The 22,021-nt window shown below is 69.3% G+C and carries 21 protein-coding genes; 11 read left to right on the forward strand and 10 right to left on the reverse strand.

What is annotated here, in order from left to right:
* Nucleotides 1-81 precede the first annotated feature (81 nt).
* The gene (locus OG266_RS21740) at nucleotides 82-1,053 is read right to left on the reverse strand and encodes a pirin family protein (protein WP_266458139.1); all 972 of its coding nucleotides are present in this window, start codon (nucleotides 1,051-1,053) and stop codon (nucleotides 82-84) included.
* A gap of 120 nt (nucleotides 1,054-1,173) precedes the next feature.
* A complete protein-coding gene (locus OG266_RS21745; RefSeq protein ID WP_266458142.1) occupies nucleotides 1,174-1,665 on the reverse strand; it encodes an SseB family protein in 492 nt (163 codons plus the stop codon).
* A gap of 225 nt (nucleotides 1,666-1,890) precedes the next feature.
* Between OG266_RS21745 and OG266_RS21750 the strand changes: the two genes are divergently transcribed.
* The 4 genes from OG266_RS21750 (at nucleotide 1,891) to OG266_RS21765 (ending at nucleotide 6,580) form a co-directional block, all read left to right on the forward strand.
* On the forward strand, nucleotides 1,891-2,742 hold the full coding sequence (locus tag OG266_RS21750; RefSeq protein WP_371547899.1) for an intradiol ring-cleavage dioxygenase: 852 nt from the start codon (nucleotides 1,891-1,893) through the stop codon (nucleotides 2,740-2,742).
* A gap of 181 nt (nucleotides 2,743-2,923) precedes the next feature.
* Entirely contained in the window at nucleotides 2,924-4,750 is a 1,827-nt protein-coding gene (locus OG266_RS21755) for an acyl-CoA dehydrogenase (protein WP_266458147.1), read from the forward strand.
* A 176-nt stretch (nucleotides 4,751-4,926) separates the two neighbouring features.
* Entirely contained in the window at nucleotides 4,927-6,234 is a 1,308-nt protein-coding gene (locus OG266_RS21760) for a M18 family aminopeptidase (RefSeq protein WP_371547900.1), read from the forward strand.
* 100 nt (nucleotides 6,235-6,334) lie between these two features.
* Nucleotides 6,335-6,580, forward strand: a complete 246-nt coding sequence (locus tag OG266_RS21765) for a hypothetical protein (protein WP_266458153.1) — start codon at nucleotides 6,335-6,337, stop codon at nucleotides 6,578-6,580.
* Nucleotides 6,581-6,685: 105 nt separating this feature from the next.
* Here the strand turns inward: OG266_RS21765 and OG266_RS21770 are convergent, their stop codons facing one another.
* Nucleotides 6,686-7,078 (reverse strand): cupin domain-containing protein, encoded by a 393-nt coding sequence (locus tag OG266_RS21770; protein WP_266458155.1) that lies wholly within the window; start codon nucleotides 7,076-7,078, stop codon nucleotides 6,686-6,688.
* A 52-nt stretch (nucleotides 7,079-7,130) separates the two neighbouring features.
* Here OG266_RS21770 and OG266_RS21775 point away from each other — a divergent pair, with 52 nt between their 5' ends.
* Both OG266_RS21775 and OG266_RS21780 read left to right on the forward strand, forming a co-directional pair.
* Nucleotides 7,131-8,144 (forward strand): GlxA family transcriptional regulator, encoded by a 1,014-nt coding sequence (locus OG266_RS21775; RefSeq protein WP_371547901.1) that lies wholly within the window; start codon nucleotides 7,131-7,133, stop codon nucleotides 8,142-8,144.
* Nucleotides 8,141-8,635, forward strand: a complete 495-nt coding sequence (locus OG266_RS21780) for an LURP-one-related/scramblase family protein (protein WP_371547902.1) — start codon at nucleotides 8,141-8,143, stop codon at nucleotides 8,633-8,635. Before OG266_RS21775 ends, OG266_RS21780 begins: the two co-directional genes overlap by 4 nt.
* A 112-nt stretch (nucleotides 8,636-8,747) precedes the next feature.
* Here OG266_RS21780 and OG266_RS21785 read toward each other — a convergent pair whose 3' ends face one another.
* Nucleotides 8,748-9,542: a carbon-nitrogen family hydrolase gene (locus tag OG266_RS21785; RefSeq protein WP_371547904.1), complete on the reverse strand. Its 795-nt coding sequence runs from the start codon at nucleotides 9,540-9,542 to the stop codon at nucleotides 8,748-8,750.
* Nucleotides 9,543-9,696: 154 nt separating this feature from the next.
* On the opposite strand from OG266_RS21785, the gene OG266_RS21790 reads away from it, so the two are divergent.
* Entirely contained in the window at nucleotides 9,697-10,521 is an 825-nt protein-coding gene (locus OG266_RS21790) for a maleylpyruvate isomerase family mycothiol-dependent enzyme (RefSeq protein ID WP_329546589.1), read from the forward strand.
* Between the two features lie 111 nt (nucleotides 10,522-10,632).
* On the opposite strand, the gene OG266_RS21795 is transcribed toward OG266_RS21790, so the two are convergent.
* Complete coding sequence (locus tag OG266_RS21795; protein WP_371547907.1) at nucleotides 10,633-11,931, reverse strand: nitrate/nitrite transporter; 1,299 nt, start codon at nucleotides 11,929-11,931, stop codon at nucleotides 10,633-10,635.
* Nucleotides 11,928-12,608 (reverse strand): GntR family transcriptional regulator, encoded by a 681-nt coding sequence (locus OG266_RS21800; RefSeq protein ID WP_266458184.1) that lies wholly within the window; start codon nucleotides 12,606-12,608, stop codon nucleotides 11,928-11,930. Before OG266_RS21800 ends, OG266_RS21795 begins: the two co-directional genes overlap by 4 nt.
* 185 nt (nucleotides 12,609-12,793) lie before the next feature.
* Between OG266_RS21800 and OG266_RS21805 the strand changes: the two genes are divergently transcribed.
* Nucleotides 12,794-13,690 (forward strand): D-alanyl-D-alanine carboxypeptidase family protein, encoded by an 897-nt coding sequence (locus OG266_RS21805; protein WP_266458187.1) that lies wholly within the window; start codon nucleotides 12,794-12,796, stop codon nucleotides 13,688-13,690.
* 106 nt (nucleotides 13,691-13,796) lie between these two features.
* Here the strand turns inward: OG266_RS21805 and OG266_RS21810 are convergent, their stop codons facing one another.
* Genes OG266_RS21810 through pdhA form a run of 3 tightly spaced genes read right to left on the reverse strand, consistent with a single transcriptional unit; the run spans nucleotide 13,797 to nucleotide 17,438 of the window.
* Nucleotides 13,797-15,224 carry a dihydrolipoamide acetyltransferase family protein gene (locus OG266_RS21810; RefSeq protein ID WP_371547909.1) on the reverse strand — a complete coding sequence of 476 codons (1,428 nt, stop codon included), beginning with the start codon at nucleotides 15,222-15,224 and terminating at the stop codon, nucleotides 13,797-13,799.
* Nucleotides 15,225-15,234: 10 nt separating this feature from the next.
* Complete coding sequence (locus OG266_RS21815; protein ID WP_266458193.1) at nucleotides 15,235-16,215, reverse strand: alpha-ketoacid dehydrogenase subunit beta; 981 nt, start codon at nucleotides 16,213-16,215, stop codon at nucleotides 15,235-15,237.
* Nucleotides 16,216-16,217: 2 nt separating this feature from the next.
* Nucleotides 16,218-17,438: a pyruvate dehydrogenase (acetyl-transferring) E1 component subunit alpha gene (gene pdhA / locus OG266_RS21820; protein ID WP_266458196.1), complete on the reverse strand. Its 1,221-nt coding sequence runs from the start codon at nucleotides 17,436-17,438 to the stop codon at nucleotides 16,218-16,220.
* Between the two features lie 380 nt (nucleotides 17,439-17,818).
* On the opposite strand from pdhA, the gene OG266_RS21825 reads away from it, so the two are divergent.
* From OG266_RS21825 to OG266_RS21835, 3 genes are all read left to right on the forward strand, one after another.
* Nucleotides 17,819-18,487, forward strand: coding sequence for a response regulator (locus tag OG266_RS21825; protein WP_371547912.1), 669 nt, complete (start codon nucleotides 17,819-17,821; stop codon nucleotides 18,485-18,487).
* A gap of 103 nt (nucleotides 18,488-18,590) precedes the next feature.
* A complete protein-coding gene (locus OG266_RS21830; protein WP_371547914.1) occupies nucleotides 18,591-19,025 on the forward strand; it encodes a pyridoxamine 5'-phosphate oxidase family protein in 435 nt (144 codons plus the stop codon).
* Nucleotides 19,026-19,128: 103 nt separating this feature from the next.
* A complete protein-coding gene (locus OG266_RS21835) occupies nucleotides 19,129-20,133 on the forward strand; it encodes a phosphotransferase (RefSeq protein WP_371547916.1) in 1,005 nt (334 codons plus the stop codon).
* A 96-nt stretch (nucleotides 20,134-20,229) separates the two neighbouring features.
* Here the strand turns inward: OG266_RS21835 and OG266_RS21840 are convergent, their stop codons facing one another.
* On the reverse strand, nucleotides 20,230-21,798 hold the full coding sequence (locus tag OG266_RS21840) for a protein kinase (protein ID WP_371547918.1): 1,569 nt from the start codon (nucleotides 21,796-21,798) through the stop codon (nucleotides 20,230-20,232).
* Nucleotides 21,799-22,021 lie beyond the last annotated feature (223 nt).

Below are 22,021 nucleotides of genomic sequence, written 5' to 3' on the forward strand. Positions count from 1 at the left end.
GCCCGAAGCCGCGACGTGTAGTCGCGGCTTCGGGCCTTTGTCGTGCCGTACCGGAGTCGTGCCGTACCGGACCGGGAGTGGTTACAGCCCGCCCTCGGTCATGCCGTGTACCGCCGGAACCGTGCCCAGGCGGCCCTTCTGGAAGTCCTCGAACGCCTGCTGGAGTTCCTCGCGGGTGTTCATGACGAAGGGGCCGTAGTGGGCCATCGGCTCGCGGATGGGCTGGCCGCCGAGGATCACGACCTCCATGTCCGGGGTGTTGGCGTCCTGCTGCTCGTCCGCGCGGACGGTCAGCGAGGAACCCGCGCCGAAGACGGCCGTCTGTCCGAGGTGCACCGGACGGCGGTCCGCACCGACGGACCCGCGGCCGGCCAGCACGTACGCGAGACCGTTGAAGTCCTCGCGCCACGGCAGCGTGACCTCGGCGCCGGGCGCGACGGTCGCGTGGACCATCGTGATCGGCGTGTGCGTGACGCCCGGGCCCTGGTGGCCGTCGAGCTCACCGGCGATGACGCGAAGCAGCGCGCCGCCGTCGGGGGTGGTCAGCAGCTGCACCTGGCCACCACGGATGTCCTGGTAGCGCGGGGCCATCATCTTGTCCTTGGCAGGCAGGTTCACCCACAGCTGCAGGCCGTGGAAGAGACCGCCCGACATGACGAGCGACTCCGGCGGAGCCTCGATGTGCAGGAGGCCCGAGCCCGCGGTCATCCACTGAGTGTCACCGTTGGTGATGGTGCCACCGCCACCGTTGGAGTCCTGGTGGTCGAAGATGCCGTCGAGGATGTAGGTCACGGTCTCGAAGCCGCGGTGGGGGTGCCAGGGGGTGCCCTTCGGCTCCCCGGGCGCATACTCCACCTCGCCCATCTGGTCCATCATGATGAACGGGTCGAGGTGGCGGTAGTTGATCCCGGCGAACGCACGGCGGACCGGGAAGCCCTCGCCCTCGAAGCCGCTGGGCGCGGTCGTCACGGTGAGCACCGGGCGGGCCACGGCGTCGGCGGACGCGGCTACGCGGGGCAGGGTCAGCGGGTTCTCGACGGTCACTGCAGGCATGTCGGTACCTCCTTGTGCGTTCAGTTTAGTTGATTGTTGAACTTTCTGCTACCCGTAACGACGGACGCCCGGAGGGCATTCCCTCCGGGCGTCCGGGATGAGTACAGGCGCAGGTGAGCCTCAGCCGTACATACGGCGCATCGCGAAGTCCACCATCTGCTCCACCGCCTTGGCGTCGAAGACCATGCGGTGCTCGCCCTCCATGTCGACCACGAAGCCGTAGCCGGTGGGAAGCAGGTCGATCACCTCGGCGCCGGTGATCACGAAGTACTTGGACTCCTTGCCGGCGTACCGGCGGAGCTCCTTGAGCGAGGTGAACATGGGGATGACCGGCTGCTGGGTGTTGTGCAGCGCCAGGAATCCGGGGTTGTCGCCGCGCGGGCAGTAGACCTTCGAGGTCGCGAAGACCTGCTGAAAGTCCTCGGCGGCCATCGATCCCGTGGTGAACGCGCGGACCGCGTCCGCGAGGGACGGCGGGGACGGCTCGGGGTAGAGCGGCGGCTGCTGCCCGTACCCACCGGGCATCTGGCCGCCCGGCATCTGCCCGGGCATCTGCTGCTGGGGCGCGGCGTACCCCTGCTGTGCACCCGCGTTCTGGTCATAGCCGTACATGCGCGCAAGCGTACCGAGGCGACCGCCCCGGCGTGCCGGTACGGGGTGACCGACCGGGCCGGCCGGTACAGGGCGCGCACGGGACGCCCGGGAACCCGGCACACCCATGGGGAGTTCACAGACACCGCCCTGGTTTCCCACAGCGGGCGCTCATAGCTTCTGCCTCATCAAAGAACGCACCACGCACCGGCAAAGATCGGGCAACCAGCAACAGGGGGCAGGGCCATGCACGGACACGGACACCACGACGACGAAGTCCACGAGCACGACAGGGGTCTCTCCTACGACCTCCCCGTCCTCGCCCGGCGCCGGATGATCCGGCTGATGGCGGGGGCGAGCCTGATACCGCTGGTCGGCTGCTCGGCCGACGACGAGACCTCCACCTCATCTGCTTCCTCCTCCAGCAGCTCGTCCTCGTCCTCGTCTTCCTCCTCCTCGTCCGCCGAGTGCGCGACGATCCCGAACGAGACGGCCGGCCCGTACCCCGGTGACGGCTCGAACGGCGTGAACGTCCTGAAGGAGAGCGGTGTCGTGCGGAGCGACATCAGGGCGAGCTTCGGCGACTCGGCGGGCGGCACCGCCGAGGGTGTGCCCCTGACGATCACGCTCACGGTCGTCGACGCCGCCTCCGGCTGCGGCACGGCCAAGGAGGGCGCGGCCGTCTATCTGTGGCACTGCGACCGGGAGGGGAACTACTCCCTGTACTCCGAGGGCGTCACCGAGGAGAACTACCTGCGCGGGGTCCAGGAGACGGACGACAAGGGCCAGGTCACCTTCACCAGCATCTTCCCCGCCTGCTACTCGGGTCGCTGGCCGCACATCCACTTCGAGGTCTACGGCAGCCTGGCGGACGCCACGGCGGCGACGTCCATCACGAACACCTCACAGCTCGCGTTCCCGAAGGACGTCTGCGACACGGTGTACGCGACGGACGGCTACAGCAAGAGCGTGTCCAACCTGAGCCAGCTCTCGCTGGAGACGGACGGCATCTTCAGCGACGGCTACGACCAGCAGCTGGCGACCATGGCGGGTAGCGTCGAGAAGGGCTACACGGCCACTCTCACGGTTCCGGTGTAGGGCCCGGCGCACGACCCCGCGCGTCGTGCGGCTCGCGGTCGGACTCGTCACAGATGCCCGTTCGGGGTTGCGTCTTATTACCGACGGGTAGCATCATCGTAGCTACTTGCTGGTACGTGAAACGAGGCTGCGAGTTCTCCGAAGTGCTTCGGCCTCCCCGATCCCTTACGGAGCCGTCGCCATGGGGCACTACAAGTCGAATCTCCGCGACATCGAGTTCAACCTCTTCGAGGTGCTCGGGCGCGACAAGGTGTACGGCACCGGCCCGTTCGCGGAGATGGACGTCGATACCGCCAAGAGCATCCTCGGGGAGCTGACCAGGCTCTCGGAGAACGAGCTCGCCGAGTCCTTCGCGGACGCCGACCGCAACCCGCCGGTCTTCGACCCGGAGACCAACACCGCTCCCGTACCGGCGTCCTTCAAAAAATCGTACAAAGCCTTCATGGACTCCGAGTACTGGCGTCTGGGCCTGCCCGAGGAGATCGGCGGTACGACCGCCCCCGCGTCCCTGATCTGGGGGTTCGCGGAACTGATCCTGGGCGCGAACCCGGCTGTCTGGATGTACTCGTCGGGCCCGGCCTTCGCGGGGATCCTCTTCGACGAGGGCAATGACGTACAGAAGAAGATCGCCCAGATCGCGGTGGACCGCACCTGGGGTTCGACCATGGTCCTCACCGAGCCCGACGCGGGCTCCGACGTGGGCGCCGGCCGTACCAAGGCGATCGAGCAGGAGGACGGCTCCTGGCACATCGAGGGTGTGAAGCGGTTCATCACCTCCGGTGAGCACGACATGGAGGAGAACATCCTTCACTACGTGCTGGCCCGTCCCGAGGGCTCCGGTCCCGGCACCAAGGGGCTCTCCCTCTTCATGGTCCCGAAGTACCTGTTCGACTTCGAGACCGGCGAGCTGGGCGAGCGCAACGGCGCCTACGCCACGAACGTCGAGCACAAGATGGGCCTCAAGGCCTCCAACACCTGCGAGATGACCTTCGGCGACCGGCACCCCGCCAAGGGCTGGCTGATCGGCGACAAGCACGACGGCATCCGCCAGATGTTCCGGATCATCGAGTTCGCTCGCATGATGGTCGGTACGAAGGCGATCTCGACGCTGTCGACGGGTTACCTGAACGCCCTCGAGTACGCCAAGGAGCGCGTCCAGGGTCCCGACCTCGCGAACTTCATGGACAAGGCCGCGCCCAAGGTCACCATCACGCACCACCCGGACGTGCGCCGCGCCCTCATCACGCAGAAGGCGTACGCCGAGGGCATGCGCGCCCTGGTGCTGCACACCGCGGCCGTCCAGGACGAGATCGCGGTCCAGACGGCGGCGGGCGAGGACACCTCGCAGCTGCACGCCCTCAACGACCTGCTCCTGCCGATCGTGAAGGGGTACGGCTCCGAGAAGGGCTACGAGCAGCTCGCGCAGTCCCTGCAGACCTTCGGCGGCTCCGGGTTCCTCCAGGAGTACCCGATCGAGCAGTACATCCGCGACGCCAAGATCGACACCCTGTACGAGGGAACGACCGCGATCCAGGGCCAGGACTTCTTCTTCCGGAAGATCGTCCGCAACCAGGGCGCGGCGCTGAACTCCCTCGCCGAGGACATCAAGAAGTTCCTCGCCCTCGGCACGGGCGGCGAGGAGCTCTCCGCGGCCCGCGAGCAGCTCGCCAAGGCCGCCGTCGAGCTGGAGGCCATCGTCGGCCTGATGCTGACCGACCTCGCGGCGACCGAGCAGGACGTCAAGAACATCTACAAGGTGGGCCTCAACACGACCCGTCTGCTGATGGCCTCCGGTGACGTGGTCGTCGGTTACCTGCTGCTGCGCGGTGCCGCGGTCGCCGCCGAGAAGCTGGAGACGGCCTCGGCGAAGGACAAGCCCTTCTACAGCGGCAAGATCGCGGCCGCGAAGTTCTTCGCCGCCACCGTCCTGCCGGGTGTCACGGGCGCGCGCAAGCTCGCCGAGGGCGTGGACCTCGACCTGATGGAGCTGGACGAGGCGGCCTTCTAAGTCCTCCAGAGTCTTGCCGCGTCGCACCAAAGCCGCGCCGCGGCGCACTCCGGGACAGGGCGGACACCTGACTGGAACCTGTCCTTCCAGTCAGGTGTCCGCCCTTCACAACCCCGTTACGAGGGCCCGTTCCCATCCCCGGGAGCGGGCCCTCGGGCGTCGTTAAGGTGAACCCCATGAGCACTCCCTCCCGCTTCGACCGCGGCCACACCGACGACCTCATGCCCTTCCTGGCGGCGAGTCCGACGCCGTACCACGCCGTGGCGAACGCCGCCGAGCGGCTGGAGAAGGCCGGATTCCGTCAGGTCGCCGAGACCGACGCGTGGGAGGGGACGAGCGGCGGGAAGTACGTGCTGCGCGGGGGTGCGCTCGTCGCCTGGTACGTCCCTGAGGGCGCCGAGCCGCACACCCCGTTCCGGATCGTGGGCGCGCACACCGACTCCCCCAACCTGCGGGTGAAGCCGCGCCCGGACAGCGGGGCGCACGGCTGGCGGCAGGTGGCCGTGGAGATCTACGGCGGGCCGCTGCTGAACTCCTGGCTGGACCGGGACCTGGGCCTGGCGGGGCGCCTCTCGCTGCGGGACGGCTCGACGCGCCTGGTGAACATCGACCGCGCGCTGCTGCGGGTGCCCCAACTCGCCGTCCACCTGGACCGTTCCGTGTCCACGGAGGGCCTGAAGCTGGACAAGCAGCGTCATCTGCAGCCCATTTGGGGCCTGGGCGAGGAGGTAGGCGACGGCGACCTGATCGCCTTCCTGGAGGAGGAGTCGGGCCTGGCCGCCGGCGAGGTGACCGGCTGGGACCTGATGACCCACTCCGTCGAGCCGCCGTCCTACCTGGGCCGCGACAGGGAGCTGCTGGCAGGACCGCGCATGGACAACCTGCTGTCCGTGCACGCCGGTACTGCGGCCCTCGCGGCGGTCGCGACGGCCGACGCCGGTCAGCCGTACCTCCCGTACATCCCCGTCCTCGCCGCCTTCGACCACGAGGAGAACGGCTCGCAGAGCGACACCGGCGCGGACGGGCCGCTCCTCGGCAGCGTCCTGGAACGCTCGGTGTTCGCGCGCGGGGGCTCGTACGAGGACCGGGCGCGCGCCTTCGCCGGCACCGTCTGTCTGTCCTCGGACACCGGCCACGCCATCCACCCCAACTACGCGGAGCGGCACGACCCGACGCACCACCCGCGCGCGGGCGGCGGCCCCATCCTCAAGGTGAACGTCAACAACCGCTACGCCACGGACGGTTCGGGCCGCGCGGTCTTCGCCGCCGCCTGCGAGAAGGCCGGCGTGCCCTTCCAGTCCTTCGTCTCCAACAACTCGATGCCCTGCGGCACCACCATCGGCCCGATCACCGCGGCCCGCCACGGCATCAAGACCGTCGACATCGGGGTCGCCATCCTGTCCATGCACAGCGCGCGTGAACTGTGCGGCGCGGACGACCCGTTCCTGCTGGCGAACGCGATGGTCGCCTTCCTGGAGGGATAGCCCACCGGATGCCTCCGCGTGCGTCCGCATGTCCAGGGCCGGGTCGGGTACCCGGAGTTGGCCAGAACGACGCCGAGTCGAACACAAGGAGGCGAAACCCATGGGCCTGGGCGGGTGCATCATTCTGATCGCCGCAGGAGCGATCCTCACGTTCGCGACCGACTGGGACATGCAAGGTGTCAACCTCGACCTGGTCGGCATCATCTTCATGATCGTCGGACTGATCGGTGTGGCGACGTTCAGCAGCGTCGCCAGGCGAAGGCGCGTGGTCATGGGGGCCGGCACCCCGGTGATCGACGAGGAACGCCCGCACCGGGGCAGCTACCGCGACGGGCAGGGCTCGTAAGCCCGAGGTCCGTCCCTGTCGGGCGTACATCCCCGCAAGCACGGGCGGCAGCCGGTCCGTCCCGCCTTCGGTGAGGCGGACCGGGCCCTACGCGAGAGCTTGCCCCTACGCGAGTGCGTGCCCCGTCGTCGCGTCCACGTGGTCCGGGACCTCGTCGTGGCGGTCGCCGACGGTGAGGGTGCCGGTGGGCTCGAACATCAGGATCGAGGTGGGCTGTGGCGCGTACGGCCTGTGTTCGGTGCCTCGGGGGACGGTGAAGAGGGAGCCTTTCGGGAGTACGACGGTCCGCTCGCCGGCCGTTTCCCGGAGCGCGATGTGCAGTTCGCCCTCGACCACCAGGAAGAACTCGTCCGTGTGGTCGTGCACGTGCCAGACGTGCTCCCCTTCGACCTTCGCGACGCGTACGTCGTAGTCGTTGACGGAGGTGACGATGCGGGGGCTCCACAGGTCGGTGAAGGAGGCGAGGGCGGTGGGGAGGGCGATCGGTTCGTTGGCCATGCCGTCATCCTCGGCGGTGGCCCGGCATCCCGGTGAGTGCTAGAAATCGCACATGCCGCAAGGATCCTCGCAGCACGTACCCGCGACCCGGCCGCACCGGGTCGCCGTGATCGTCGACGAGAGCACGAACCCCTTCGAGGTAGGCGTCTCGACGGAGCTGTTCGGGCTGCCGCGCCCCGAACTCGGGCTGCCTCAGCCGCTGTACGACCTGACCCTGTGCACGCCCACGCCCGGGGTCCGGATGAACCACGGGTTCTTCACCCTGACCGGAGTGCCGGGGCTGGAGGCGGTGGACGCCGCGGACACCCTGATCGTCCCGGGCCGCCCCGACAACGTCGTCCCGCGTGACAGCACCGTGCGCGAGGCCATCCGGCGCACCCATGCACGCGGCGCCCGTGTCGTGAGCTTCTGCACCGGCACCTTCGCGCTCGCCGAGGCGGGGCTGCTCGACGGGCGCCGGGCCACCACGCACTGGCGCTGGGCGGACTCCTTCCGCGAGCTCCATCCGAAGGTCCTGCTGGAGCCCGACGTGCTCTTCGTGGACGAGGGCGACGTGCTGACGGCGGCCGGCAGCGCGGCCGCACTGGATCTCGGGCTGCACCTCATCCGGCGCGACCACGGCGCCGAGATCGCCAACGCGGTGTCCCGGCGGCTCGTGTTCGCCGCTCACCGCGACGGCGGGCAGCGGCAGTTCGTCGAGCGGCCGGTGCCCGACGTACCGGACGAGTCGCTCGCCCCGCTGCTGGCGTGGGCGCAAGGGCGGATCGGCGAACCGCTCACGGTGGCGGGCCTGGCGGCCCGCGCGGCGGTCAGCCCGGCGACACTGCACCGGCGCTTCCGAGCGCAGCTCGGCACGACCCCGCTGGCGTGGCTCACCGGGGAGCGGGTCGCGCTGGCCTGCCGGCTCATCGAGCGCGGGGAGGAACGGCTCGACGTCGTCGCCGAACGCAGCGGTCTCGGGAGCGCCGCGAACCTGCGGGAACGGGTGCGGCGCGCGACCGGACTCAGCCCGTCGGCCTATCGGCGGCGTTTCGGACCGCCCGCCGGGGAAGCGGTGATGGCATGAGATACCTCGTACGCGACCGGCTGCTCGGCTTCGGTGACGACTACTGGATCGAGGACGACCACGGCAACAAGGTCTTCCTCGTCGACGGCAAGGCCATGCGGCTGCGGGACACCTTCGAGCTGAAGGACACGCGGGGGCGTGTCCTCATCGACATCCATCAGAAGATGCTCGCCCTGCGCGACACGATGATCATCGAACGCGACGGCGACCCGCTCGCCACGATCAAGCGCAAGCGGCTGTCGCTGCTGCGCAACCACTACCGCGTGTCCCTGGTGGACGGCACCGAACTCGACGTCAGCGGCAAGATCCTCGACCGCGAGTTCGCCGTCGACTACGACAACGAACTCCTCGCCCAGATCTCCCGCCGCTGGCTCCACATCCGCGAGACGTACGGCGTCGACGTCGTACGCGAGGACGCGGACCCGGCACTGATGATCGCGGTGGCGGTATGCGTGATCCACTTGGCGGAGAAGGAACGGGGCGAGGCTTAGCTGTGGGCATGCGTGCCGCTAGGGGCGGCACGGGTGGGCACAGCGGGCACCCTGCAAGCGCAGGCAAGCGCACCCACTCCGACCCCAGCCCCCACCCCGGGTGCCAAGGCAATCAGCGCCGAGGAGTCTCCAGCCCCAGCACCCGATCCTTCAGCGCCGGGAACTGTTCCCGGGTCACCCCGACCCTCCCCGGGTCGAACTCCACAGTGAGGACCTCCTCACCAGAGCCCGCCTCCGCGAGAACCTCACCCCAAGGGTCGACCACGATGGAGTGCCCGGCCTGGGGAACCCCCGCATGCGTACCGGCAGTTCCACAGGCAAGAACGTACGCCTGGTTCTCAACCGCACGCGCCTGAGCAAGCAGCGTCCAGTGCGAACGACGCCGCTCGGGCCACCCGGCCGCCAGGACAAGAGTCTCGGCACCCGCATCGACAAGCCCACGGAAGAGCTCGGGAAAGCGAAGGTCGTAGCAGGTGGCAAGCCCGAGAGTGGTCTCCGGCAGCCGGACGGTGACCAGCTCGGCCCCCGCCCCCATCAACACGGCCTCACCCTTGTCGAAGCCGAACCGATGGATCTTGCGATAGGCGCCGGCCAGCTCACCGGAGGGCGAGAAGACGAGGGAGGTGTTGTAGAGAGCCCCCTCGGGGTCCCGCTCGGGAATCGAGCCCGCGTGCAGCCAGACACCCGCGTCACTCGCAGCCTTGGCCATCACCTCGTACGTGGGCCCCTCCAGCGGCTCGGCCTCCGCGCCGAACCCCTCGTACGCGAACGCCCCCGTGGTCCACAGCTCGGGCAGCACCACGAGATCGGCACCGGCCTGCTCCCGTACCAGAGACGCCACACGTACACGCCGCGAATCGACGGATTCGGTCTCGTTTACGTCGATCTGGAGGAGAGAGGCGCGCACACTACCACCGTCCTGGCATTCGAGCCGTTGATACGGGCCTACGATCGTCACACCAAAGCACTGCCGGGGTGCCTCACAGCAGCGTAACTTAGCGTCCCAAGACACCCGCTGCCTCTGCACTGCCCGCGTCCAACCGCCCGAGGGGTCCCGTTCCGTGAGTCTGCATCCCAGCCTTCAGTCCTACGCCGACGCCTGGACCCATTCCGTGGAAGCGATATCCGAGCTGGTGTCCCCGCTTGTGGAAGGCGAGTGGAACAGGCGGACGCCATGCCCGGGCTGGTCGGTGCGCGACCTCGTCTCGCACGTCATCGGTCTCGACTGCGAGATGCTCGGCGATCCGCGCCCGATCCACACGCTCCCGCGCGACCTGTACCACGTGACGAACGAACACCAGCGGTACATGGAGATGCAGGTCGACGTACGCCGTCACCACACCGCCCCGGAGATGACCTCCGAGCTGGAGTACACGATCATCCGCCGCAACCGCCAGCTGCGGAACGAGAACCGGCAGCCCGACACCAAGGTGCGCGGCCCCCTCGGCACCGAGGTCACCCTCGAACACGCCATGCGGAACCGGGCGTTCGACGTGTGGGTGCACGAGCAGGACCTCCGCGCCGCCCTCGGACGGCCGGGCAACCTCGACTCCCCGGGCGCATACATCGTCCGCGACGGGCTGCTCGCCGCACTCCCGAGAGTCGTCGCCAAGGAAGCGGGGGCGCCTGCGAATTCGGCGGTGGTCTTCGACATACACGGTCCTGTCGAGTTCCTCCGGACGGTCCGCGTCGACGCCGAGGGCAACGGCAAGGTGGACGGCGCACCCTCCCTGGGCCCGGCCGCCACCCTCACCCTCGACTGGGAGACGTTCTACCGCCTGGCCTGCGGCCGCGTGACCCCCGAGGCGGTAGCCGACCGCATCAAGACGGAGGGCGACCCGGAACTGACGACGGCAATCCTGAGGAACTTCACGGTCACCAAGTAGTTTTCAGCCCCTCCGGCGTTTGAGGAGCGGGGCCTGGGGCGGAGCCCCAGAAACGGGACGGGTAGGGGCGGAGGGGGCGAAAAATCCCCCAACCCCCCAACCCCCACCCCCCTACGCCGGAACGTGCACCGTCTCTACCCGACTAGCAACCAACCGCTCCCGCTCCCTCCGAGCCGCCTGCTTCCGCAACCGGAAGACCTGGCTCAGCCCAACCGCCTGAAGAACGAACACGGCGGAGAAGGCGACCCGGTAGTTGTCCCCGGTCGCGTCCAACAGCACCCCGATCGCCAACAGCGTGGTCATGGAGGCGACGAAGCCCCCCATGTTGGTGATCCCGGACGCGGTCCCCTGCCGCTCGGGCGGATTGGCGGGCCGGGCGAAGTCGAACCCCAGCATGGAAGCCGGCCCACAGGCACCCAGCACCACACACAGCACCACCAGCACCCACATCGGCGCGTACACACCGGGGTACACCAGCACCCCCGCCCAGACGACCGCCGTCGCGGCCACCGTGCCGAGCGCCAGCGGCAGCCGCGCCGCATGATGCCGGGCCACGACCTGCCCGTACACAAGTCCGACGACCATGTTGGACAGCACGACGAGCGTCAGCAGTTCACCGGCGGTGGCCCGCGAAAGCCCCTCCGCCTCGACCAGGAACGGCAAGCCCCACAGCAGCAGGAACACCATCGCCGGGAACTGCGTGGTGAAGTGCACCCACATCCCGAGCCGGGTCCCGGGCTCCCGCCAGGACGCCGCGATCTGGCGCCGTACGTAGGCGGCCCCCTGGTGCGGGAACGGCTCAGGCTCGTGCCCCTCGGGGTGGTCCTTCAGGAACAGCAGCATGAGGACGAGGACGACGACACCGGCGCCCGCACTGCCCGCGAACGCCGCCGTCCAGCCCACTCCGTGCAGCAGCCGGGCGATCACCAGCGTCGAGACGAGGTTGCCCGCCATCCCGACAAGCCCCGCGAGCTGCGCGACGAGCGGCCCGCGCCGGGCGGGGAACCACCGGGTACCGAGCCGCAGGATGCTGATGAAGGTCATCGCGTCGCCGCAGCCAAGCAGCGCGCGCGAGGCGAGCGCCATCCCGTACGAGGGGGAGAACGCGAAGCCCAACTGCCCTGCCGTGAACAGCACCGCGCCGATGGTCAGCACCTTCTTGGTGCCGAGACTGTCGACCAGCAGGCCCACCGGTATCTGCATGCCCGCGTAGACCAGGAGCTGGAGGATCGAGAAGGTGGAGAGGGCGGAGGCGTTGACGTGGAAGCGGTCCGCCGCGTCCAGGCCGGCCACGCCCAGGGACGTACGGAAGATGACGGCGACGAAGTAGACGGAGACGCCGACGCCCCAGACGGCGAGGGCGCGCCGCCCGCCGGGCGGATCCCCGGGCAGCGTGGCTGACGAACTCATCGGACCTCGCCCCGCGCCAGGTTGGAGAACCAGCTGACGTGCCCGTGGATGAGGCCGACGACCGCCTCCGCGTCACCGGCGCGCAGCGCCTCCAGGATCTGCTCGTGCTCGGAGAGCGTCTTGGTGATCCGGTCGGGGTGGGCGTGCATCACGGCCACCCCCATCCTCAACTGCCGGTCGCGGAGCTGGTCGTAGAGCCGGGAGAGGATCTCGTTGCCGCCACTGCGGACGATCTCGGCGTGGAAACAGCGGTCGGTGACGGCGGCGCCGGCCAGATCCCCGGCGGCGGCCTGCTCCTTCTGCCTGGCGAGGAGTTCCTCGAGGCGGGCGAGGAGCCGCGGCGAGGCCGGTACGGCCTTGCGCGCCGCGTGTCCCTCGACGAGCTGCCGCGTCTCGACGACGTCCGCGATCTCCTGGGCGGAGACCGGCAGGACCAGCGCGCCCTTCTTCGGGTAGAGCTTGATCAGCCCTTCGACCTCGAGCCGGAGCAGCGCCTCGCGGACCGGCGTGCGGGAGACCCCCACGGCCTCGGCGAGCTCGCCCTCGGTGAGCAGCGTCCCGCCTTCGTAACGGCGTTCCAGGACACCCTGCTTGACGTGCGCGTAGACGCGCTCGGCGGCGGGGGGTTGTTTCGCGGACGCGGGCCGGGTTGCCGCGGGGGACGGGGCGGAGGACATGGGCACAGCATAGATACAACACGTACGCATGGTCGCGTCATTCCAGAATGCGGACGCCCGGATTCGCGATCGAACGTCTCTCCAATTAAGCGCACAACCTTTCGTGCTACTTACGTGTCACACGAGAGGCGGCTCTCCCATGTGGCCGCGCTCCTTGGGCATTTAACGTAATCGGGGTAGGAAACTTGATAACCGGCATTAAGGGCACGCGCGTCCGCAGAGCTGCCGCCGTAGTCGTCACGACCGGCGCCATGATCGCGACCGGAGCCCTCGGCGCGGCTCCCGCACAAGCCCTCACCACGCCCACGATCGCCGCCAAGGGCGGCTACGTGATGAACAACGGCACGGGCACGGCCCTCTACTCGAAGGCCGGGAACACCAAGCTCCCCACCGGCTCCACCACCAAGATCATGACCGCCAAGGTCGTGCTCACGCAGGCGAACCTCAACCTGGACGCCAAGGTCACCATCCAGAAGGCGTACAGCGACTACATCGTCGCCAACAACGCCTCCTCGGCCCGCCTGATCGTCGGCGACAAGGTCACCGTCCGCCAGCTCCTGTACGGGCTGATGCTGCCGTCCGGCTGCGACGCCGCGTACGCGCTCGCCGACAAGTTCGGCACGGGCACGACGCGCTCCGCCCGCGTGAAGTCGTTCATCGCCAAGATGAACAGCAAGGCCAGCCAGCTCGGCCTGACGAACACGCACTTCGACTCGTTCGACGGCATCAGCAACGGCTCCAACTACTCGACGCCGAAGGACCTGACGAAGCTCGCCAGCAGCACGATGCTGAGCTCCACGTTCAAGACGATCGTGAAGACGAAGTCGTACACGGCGAAGACCGTCACGAAGACCGGCTCCACCCGCACCATGGCCGCGTGGACCAACACAAACGGTCTGCTCGGCACCTACAGCGGCACGATCGGCGTGAAGACCGGCTCCGGCGCCCAGGCCAAGTACTGCCTCGTCTTCGCCGCCACCCGCAACGGCAAGACCGTCATCGGCACGGTTCTCGCCTCCACGTCCATCACCGCCCGTGAGTCGGACGCCAAGAAGCTGATGAACTACGCCTTCGCCAAGTAGGTCCCAGGCGTAGAAGTAGCTCGCGAGCGTACGGGCCCGCAGTCCCGTCGCACACGAGAAGGGGGCCCGCCGCACTTGTGCGGCGGGCCCCCTTCTCGTTCGTTCCCTACGCCCAGGTGATCAGCCGCTTCGGCTGCTCCAGGACGGCCGCCACATCGGCGAGCACTTTGGAGCCCAGCTCCCCGTCCACCAGGCGGTGGTCGAAGCTCAGCGCGAGGGTGGTGACCTGGCGGGGCTTGACCTTGCCCTTGTGGACCCAGGGCTGGAGCTTGATCGCGCCGACGGCGAGGATCGCGGACTCGCCGGGGTTGAGGATCGGCGTGCCGGTGTCGACGCCGAAGACGCCGACGTTGGTGATGGTGACCGTGCCGCCCTGCATCGCGGCCGGGGAGGTCTTGCCCTCACGGGCAGTGGAGACCAACTCGCCGAGAGACTGAGCCAGTTGCGGCAGGGTCTTGCTGTGCGCGTCCTTGATGTTCGGGACGAGCAGGCCGCGCGGGGTCGCCGCGGCGATGCCCAGGTTCACATAGTGCTTGAGGACGATCTCCTGGGCGGCCTCGTCCCAGGACGCGTTGACGTCCGGGTTGCGCTTGATGGCGACCAGCAGGGCCTTGGCGATGAGGAGCAGCGGGTTCACCCGCAGGCCCTGCATCTCCTTGTCCTGCTTGAGCTCCTCGACGAGCTTCATCGTGCGCGTCACGTCGACCGTCACGAACTCGGTCACATGCGGAGCGGTGAACGCCGAACCGACCATCGCGGCCGCCGTGGCCTTGCGGACACCCTTGACCGGGATACGGGTCTCGCGTGCCGTGTCGTACGAGGCGACCGGGGCGGCGGCCTGGACGGGGGCGGCCGGCGTCCGCTGGACGACCGGCTCCGGGGCGGCTGGTACGGGTGCCACCGCCGCGTGCACGTCCTCGCGCGTGATGATGCCGTCCGGGCCGGACGGGACGATCGTCGCCAGGTCGACGCCGAGGTCCTTGGCGAGCTTGCGGACCGGGGGCTTGGCCAGCGGACGGGCCGTGCCGGAGGCGGAGTGCCCGTGGCCGTTCAGCTCGCCCTGGATTGCCTGGATCGCCGAAGCCGCGTAGACCGGCTCGGGCGCCTGGGCGGGGACCTCGGTCCCCTTGCGGGCACGGCGCTTGGTGGAGGACTCGGCGACGCCGTAGCCGACGAGGACCGGGGTGCGGCCTTCGGACTTCGGCTTCTCGGCGGCGGGCGCTTCGACAGGGGCCGCGGTGACCTCGACCACGGGCGAACCGGCCGCTCCGGCCACCTCCACGGCGATGATCACCTGGCCCACGTCCACCGTCGTCCCCTCGGGGAAGCGGAGTTCGCGCACCACACCGTCGTACGGGATGGGCAGTTCCACGGCGGCCTTGGCGGTCTCGACCTCGCAGACCACCTGGCCGTCGGTGACCTGGTCGCCCGGCTGGACGTACCACTTGAGGATCTCCGCCTCGGTGAGCCCTTCGCCCACATCGGGCATCTTGAACTCGCGGAGTCCCGACGCGTTCTCGGTCATCGTCGTCACGACCCTCTCCTCAGTACGCAAGCGAGCGGTCGACGGCGTCGAGCACCCGGTCCAGGCCCGGAAGGTACTCGTCCTCCAGGCGTGCCGGCGGGTAGGGGGCGTGGTAGCCGCCGACCCGCAGGACGGGTGCCTCCAGGTGGTAGAAGCACCGCTCCGTGATGCGGGCGGCGATCTCCGCGCCCGTGCCGAGGAACACCGGTGCCTCGTGCACCACGACCAGGTGGCGGGTCTTCTCCACCGAGGTCTGGACGGAGTCGAAGTCGAGCGGGGACATCGAGCGCAGGTCCAGGACCTCGATCGACTTGCCCTCCTCCTGGGCGGCCGCCGCGGCCTCCAGGCACACCTTCACCATCGGGCCGTACGCGACGAGGGTCAGGTCGGTGCCCTCGCGCACCACGCGCGCCTTGTGCAGGGGTCCGGGGATCGCCTCCGTGTTGACCTCGGACTTGTCCCAGTAGCGCCGCTTCGGCTCGAAGAAGATCACCGGGTCGTTGCTCTGGATGGCCTGCTGCATCATCCAGTAGGCGTCGGACGCGGTCGACGGGGAGACCACCTTCAGGCCCGACACGTGCGCGAACAGCGCCTCCGGCGACTCCGAGTGGTGCTCGACCGCGCCGATGCCACCGCCGTACGGAATGCGGATGACGACGGGGAGCTTGATCTTGCCGAGCGCCCGCGCGTGCATCTTCGCCAGCTGCGTGACGATCTGGTCGTAGGCGGGGAAGACGAAACCGTCGAACTGGATCTCCACCACAGGGCGGTAGCCGCGCAGTGCGAGACCGATCGCCGTGCCGACGATGCCCGACTCGGCGAGCGGGGTGTCGATGACCCGGTCCTCGCCGAAGTCCTTCTGGAGTCCGTCGGTGACCCGGAAGACTCCGCCGAGCTTGCCGACGTCCTCGCCCATGATCAGGACCTTGGGGTCGGTTTCCAGGGCTTTGCGCAGCGACTCGTTGATCGCCTTGGCCAGCGCCATCTTTTCCGCGGTCATCGCTACTTGTCCTCCCCTTCGTCCGCGAACGACGCCTGGTAGGCGGCGAACTGGGCCCGCTCCTCGTCGACGAGCGCGTGCCCGTCCGCGTACACGTTCTCGAAGATGGCGAAGTGGTCCGGGTCCGGCATGGCCCGTACGACTTCGCGTACTCGTTTGCCCAACGCCTCGCTCTCGGCTTCGAGTTCCGCGAAAAATCCCTCGTCCGCGTGGTTTGAGGCCTCGAGATACGTGCGCATGCGCAGGATCGGGTCCTTCGCCTCCCAGGACTCGGTCTCCTCGTCGGCCCGGTACTTGGTCGGGTCGTCGGAGGTGGTGTGCGCGCCCATCCGGTAGGTGAACGCCTCCACGAGGGTGGGGCCCTCGCCGCGGCGGGCCCGCTCCAGGGCCCACTTGGTGACGGCCAGGCAGGCGAGGACGTCGTTGCCGTCGACGCGGACGCCCGGGAAGCCGTAGCCCTGCGCGCGCTGGTAGAGCGGGACGCGGGTCTGCTTCTCGGTCGGCTCGGAGATGGCCCACTGGTTGTTCTGGCAGAAGAACACGACGGGGGCGTTGTAGACCGCGGAGAAGGTGAACGATTCGGCGACGTCGCCCTGGCTGGAGGCGCCGTCTCCGAAGTAGGCGATCACGGCCGAGTCGGCGCCGTCCTTGGTGATGCCCATGGCGTACCCGGTGGCGTGCAGGGTCTGCGAGCCGATGACGATCGTGTACAGGTGGAAGTTGTTGGTGTTCGGGTCCCAGCCGCCGTTGTTCACGCCGCGGAACATGCCGAGCAGGTTGGTCGGGTCGACCCCGCGGCACCAGGCGACGCCGTGCTCGCGGTAGGTCGGGAAGACGTAGTCGTCCTCGCGGGTGGCGCGCCCGGAGCCGATCTGGGCGGCCTCCTGGCCGAGCAGCGAGGCCCACAGGCCCAGCTCGCCCTGGCGCTGCAGGGAGGTGGCCTCGGCGTCGAAACGGCGGGTCAGCACCATGTCCCGGTACAGGCCGCGCAGCTCTTCGGGGGTGATGTCGGCGACGTACGGGTCGTACGTGGCGTCCTTGACCCGCTTGCCCTCGGGGGTCAGCAGCTGAATGAGTTCAGGGTCTGCGCCCGGTGACTTGTTTGCGCCGGTGCGCTTGGCACCGCTCGCGGCGCGCTTCGTCCCGGTCGTGCCGGTGCTTGCGGCGCTCTTCGTACCGGCGCTGCGTCGCGGCTTCTGCGCGGCAGTGCTCTCCACGGTCACGTGTGCTCCTCCGTCGGTCCGGCCCCCGGGGTTGCCGGTCGGCCAGTGCGGCTCGCCTGCTCCAGTACCCGTGCACGGGGTGGGTGCACTCGGCCGGGAACAGGCGTGACAGGTGCCCCGGCGAGCGCCCTGCAACAGCCACGTTACCCAGTGCTTCACAATTCTGTGAAACCCCGCCTGACCTGCGATTTTGCTCGGATTTCCAACTACTTTTTAGTCGGATCTCCAAGTACATCGCCTCGGTCGGGAACAGCCGCTGGTCACAGCGCTGGTAACAGCCTTGCAGGGGGCCGGAACACCGGCACGTTATCCCGGTCACCCCTGGCACGGGAAGAGTTCACCCCGGGGCAGGGCCAATGATCGTGTGTGACACTGACACCGTGCGTGAAAACGGGAAAATCACCGTATTTCTCCTCGATGATCACGAGGTGGTCCGGCGCGGCGTCCATGAGCTGCTCTCGGTGGAGGACGACATCGAGGTGGTCGGCGAGGCCGGCACGGCGGCCGACGCCCTGGTACGGATTCCGGCCACCCACCCCGACGTCGCCATCTTGGACGTACGGCTCCCGGACGGCAGCGGCGTCGAGGTCTGCCGCGAGATCCGGTCCCAGGACGAGGACATCAAGTGCCTGATGCTGACCTCGTACGCCGACGACGAGGCCCTTTTCGACGCGATCATGGCGGGCGCCTCGGGCTATGTGCTCAAGGCCATCCGTGGCAGCGAACTGCTCTCGGCCGTACGTGATGTCGCCGCCGGGAAGTCCCTGCTCGACCCGGTGGCCACCGCGCGCGTCCTGGAGCGGCTGCGCGAGGGGGGCGGCCCCAAGAGCGACGACAGGCTCGCGCACCTCACCGAGCAGGAGCGCAAGATCCTCGACCTGATCGGCGAAGGGCTCACCAATCGCGTGATCGGCGAACGGCTGCATCTCGCCGAGAAGACGATCAAGAACTATGTGTCGAGCCTGCTGGCCAAACTGGGGATGGAGCGGCGGTCCCAGGCGGCCGCGTACGTCGCGCGTCTGCAGGTGGAGCAGGAGCAGCGGCACTAGTCGCAGCGTCGCCGGTGATGGGGAAGCCCTTCGGGACTTATGGCCCCCCTACAGGAGACGGGTGGCCCTTTTCCCGCTCTCCTGGGTACCGGAAATTGGTCGTATGCCCGACGAACAGCCGGACGACATTCAGCTCGCCGTGGAACTGATCGGCCGCACCGACTACGGCCGGGTGGCCACCAGCATGCGCGCGCTGCCCTTCCTCGCGTTCGCCCGGCACATCGTGGCCGACGGCCGCGTCCTGCTGCGGATGCCCCGGAACTGCGGCTACCACCAGGCCTGCGCCGGCAGCGTCGTCGCGTACGGCACCGACAACCTGAGCTCCGCACGGCCGGGGGAGAGCCTGTGGTCCGTGCAGGTCGTCGGCCGGTGCGAGACCATCGAGCCGACCGCGGCGCAGCTGGAACGTTTCGGTCCCGCGCCGCGCCTGGTGGACGGCGAGCCCTACGAGCCGGTCTATCTGGGCATCGAGCCGCAGTTCTCCACCGTGCATTCGACGGACGGTGGCCTGGAACGGCGGTTCCAGCACGTTCTGTGACCGATGTTGCATACAGGGCGACTGTCTGTGACAAACGCAAGGTCAGGGGCCAGTTGAGTGCCCTAGCATCTGCCGCGTGCCGCGCTCTTCTGTACCACCCCCTGTGTCTTTCGCGCCCCCTCTGGGCGCCCTCCTCCGCCAGTACTCCGCCGGGTCCGCGCTGACCTGCGAACCCGTCGAAGAGGGGCTGCTCAACCGCGGCTACCGGCTGCGCACCACCCGCGGCAGGTACTTCCTCAAGCACCATTTCGACCCCGAGACCGCCGACCCCGTCGCGATCGCCCGCCAGCACCGGGCGACCCAGCGCCTCGCGGACCTCGGCGTCCCGGTCGCCCCGCCGCTGACCGGCACCGACGGGCGTACGGTCGCCGTCGTCGGGGGCCACGCGTACGCGCTGCACCCGTGGGTCGACGGACGGCACCGGCACGGCGGCCAGCTCACCACGGAGCAGTGTGCGCGGCTGGGGGCGCTCCTGGGCGTCGTCCACGCGAGCCTGGAGCAGGTGATGCCCACGGAGGGACGCGGGCCCGCGGAGCCGGCCGACGGCGCCGACCCGGCCGACACCTTCGCGCTCATCGACCACCTGCTCGCCCAGGTACGCCGCCACCGGCCGCCCGACGCCTTCGACGAACTGGCCAGGCACCGGCTCCTGGAACGGCGCGCCCTCCTGGAGCGGCATGCGGACCGACGGCCTCCGCGGGGCGGTTCGGTGGGCTGGGTGCACGGCGACTTCCACCCGTTCAACCTGCTCTACCGCGACGGCGAACCGGCCGCGATCGTCGACTGGGACCGGCTGGGCGTCCAGCCTCGCGCCGAGGAGGCGGTACGCGCCGCGGTGATCTTCTTCGTACAGCCCGTCGGCGCGCTCGACCTGGCCAAAGTGCGGGCCTACGCGCGCGCGTACCGGCGTACCGCGGGCGCGACCCCCTCCGAACTCGCCGCCGCCGTGCACCGCGTGTGGTGGGAGCGCCTCAACGACTTCTGGATACTGCGCTGGCACTACGAGCGGGGGGACACCCGCGCCGATCCGCAGTTCCCGGCGGCGTCGGCGCTGGCGGTGTGGTGGACCCGGGAGTACGAGCCGGTGTGCGAGGCGTTCGCGGGGTGACCTGCGGATGCCACTGGGTGGGCCGCCGCAAACGGCACGCGCGCGTGGAGCCCGTTTCGGGCCGCACGCGCGCGTGGAGGGTGTTTGTCCGGCGGGTCAGCCGCTGCCCCCGGCAGAGGTGTCACCGGTGACGCCCGGGTCCGAGGGCTCCCCTGTCGCCGGGTCCGTCGGCTCCGTGGTCGTCGGGTCGTCCGACGGCTCCGCGGTGGTCGGCTCCGTGGTGGTCGGCTCGTCCGTGGGCTCGTCGGTCGGGTCACTGCTGTAGCTCGGGGACGGCGTGTACGACGGTGTGTAGTCCGAGCCGGAGCCCGAGCTGGTGCCGTCGTCCGTCGACTCGTCGGTGGGGTTGTCCGTGGCCTCGTCGCTCGGGGTCGCGCTGGAATCGCTGTCCTCGGTGGACGAGGACGTCGCCGTGGGCGACTGCGTCGTGCCCGTCCCGCCGCCATCGTCATTGGTCTTGTTGAGCGCGAGCGCGACACCCGCCGCGATGGCGATCACCGCGAGGACCGCGAGGATCCACAGCTTGCCGCGGCCGCCGCCCTTGTTGCCGTGCCCCTCGAAGCCGCCGTCGTCCCCACCGCCGTACCCGCTCGGCAGGATCGGCTGCGGAATCTGCGAGGTGCCGGAGTCGCTGGGATGCGGCAGCGCGGCCGTACCGGCGAAGCCCGCCGCCGGGGTGCGCGGCCCGCCGTGCATGTCGACCGGGCCGGTGTTCCAGGTGCCGGTGTGGCTGCCCTGGTCGTACAGCATCTGCAGCCCGTACTGGACGAGCCCGCGCATCTCCTCGGCGGTCTGGAACCGGTCGTCCGGCTCCTTCGCGAGCGAGCGCATGACGAGCCCGTCGAGCTCCGGCGGCGCCGCGTCCGAGACCTCGGACGGGGGCACCGGAATGTCCTGGACGTGCTGGTAGACCACCGACAGCGGCGTCTCGCCGGTGAACGGGGGCCGCAGCGCGAGGAGTTCGTAGAGGAGGCAGCCCGTCGCGTACAGGTCGGAGCGGTGGTCGACGGCCTTGCCGAGCGCCTGCTCCGGGGAGAGGTACTGCGGCGTGCCCATGACCATGCCGGTCTGGGTCATCGTCGACTGCGCACCGTGCAGGGCGCGCGCGATGCCGAAGTCCATGACCTTCACGGCGCCGGTGTCCGTGATGATCACGTTCGCCGGCTTGATGTCGCGGTGCACGATGCCGTGCTGGTGCGAGTAGGCGAGCGCCTCCAGGACACCGGAGACGATGATCAGCGCCTGCTCGGGCCCGGGAGCCTCGGCGTTGATCAGCAGATCGCGGATCGTGTGGCCCTCGACGATCTCCATCACGATGTACGGGACGACGCGGGAGCCGACCACGTCCTCGCCGGAGTCGTACACGGCGACGACAGCGTGGTGGTTGAGGCCGGCGACCGACTGGGCCTCGCGTGTGAAGCGGGCCTTGGAGACCGGGTCCTCGGCCAGGTCGGAGCGGAGCAGCTTGACCGCGACCGTGCGCCCCAGGCGTACGTCCTCGGCCGCGAAAACCTCGGCCATGCCGCCCCGGCCCAGTCTGTGGGTCAGCCGATACCGGCCGTCGCCGACCAGCCCGCCGTTACCCCACAGCTCCGGCGCATCTGACATACCGCCGCCAGTCGCCTCGGGGTCGGACGGGCCCTGAGCGCGCTGCTGCTGTGCCATCAGTCCTCGCCGTCGTTTCTGCCCGCGGTCTGCGCGGTGGTTGTTACGGTCTCCGTCGGGCCACGCTACAGGCTCCGCGCAAGGCGCCGGTCCGAGACGGAAGTGGGATGGACCGGCCATCCAACCCGTCCCGGGTGCCCGCGTGCAAATCCTGTGTACCGCCCGTACGGCACCTGTAACGCTTCCGCGACGCTTCTTTCGCAGACGGTCACGGAACGGGCAC

Source organism: Streptomyces sp. NBC_00554 (genome assembly GCF_041431135.1).
Taxonomy (GTDB): domain Bacteria; phylum Actinomycetota; class Actinomycetes; order Streptomycetales; family Streptomycetaceae; genus Streptomyces.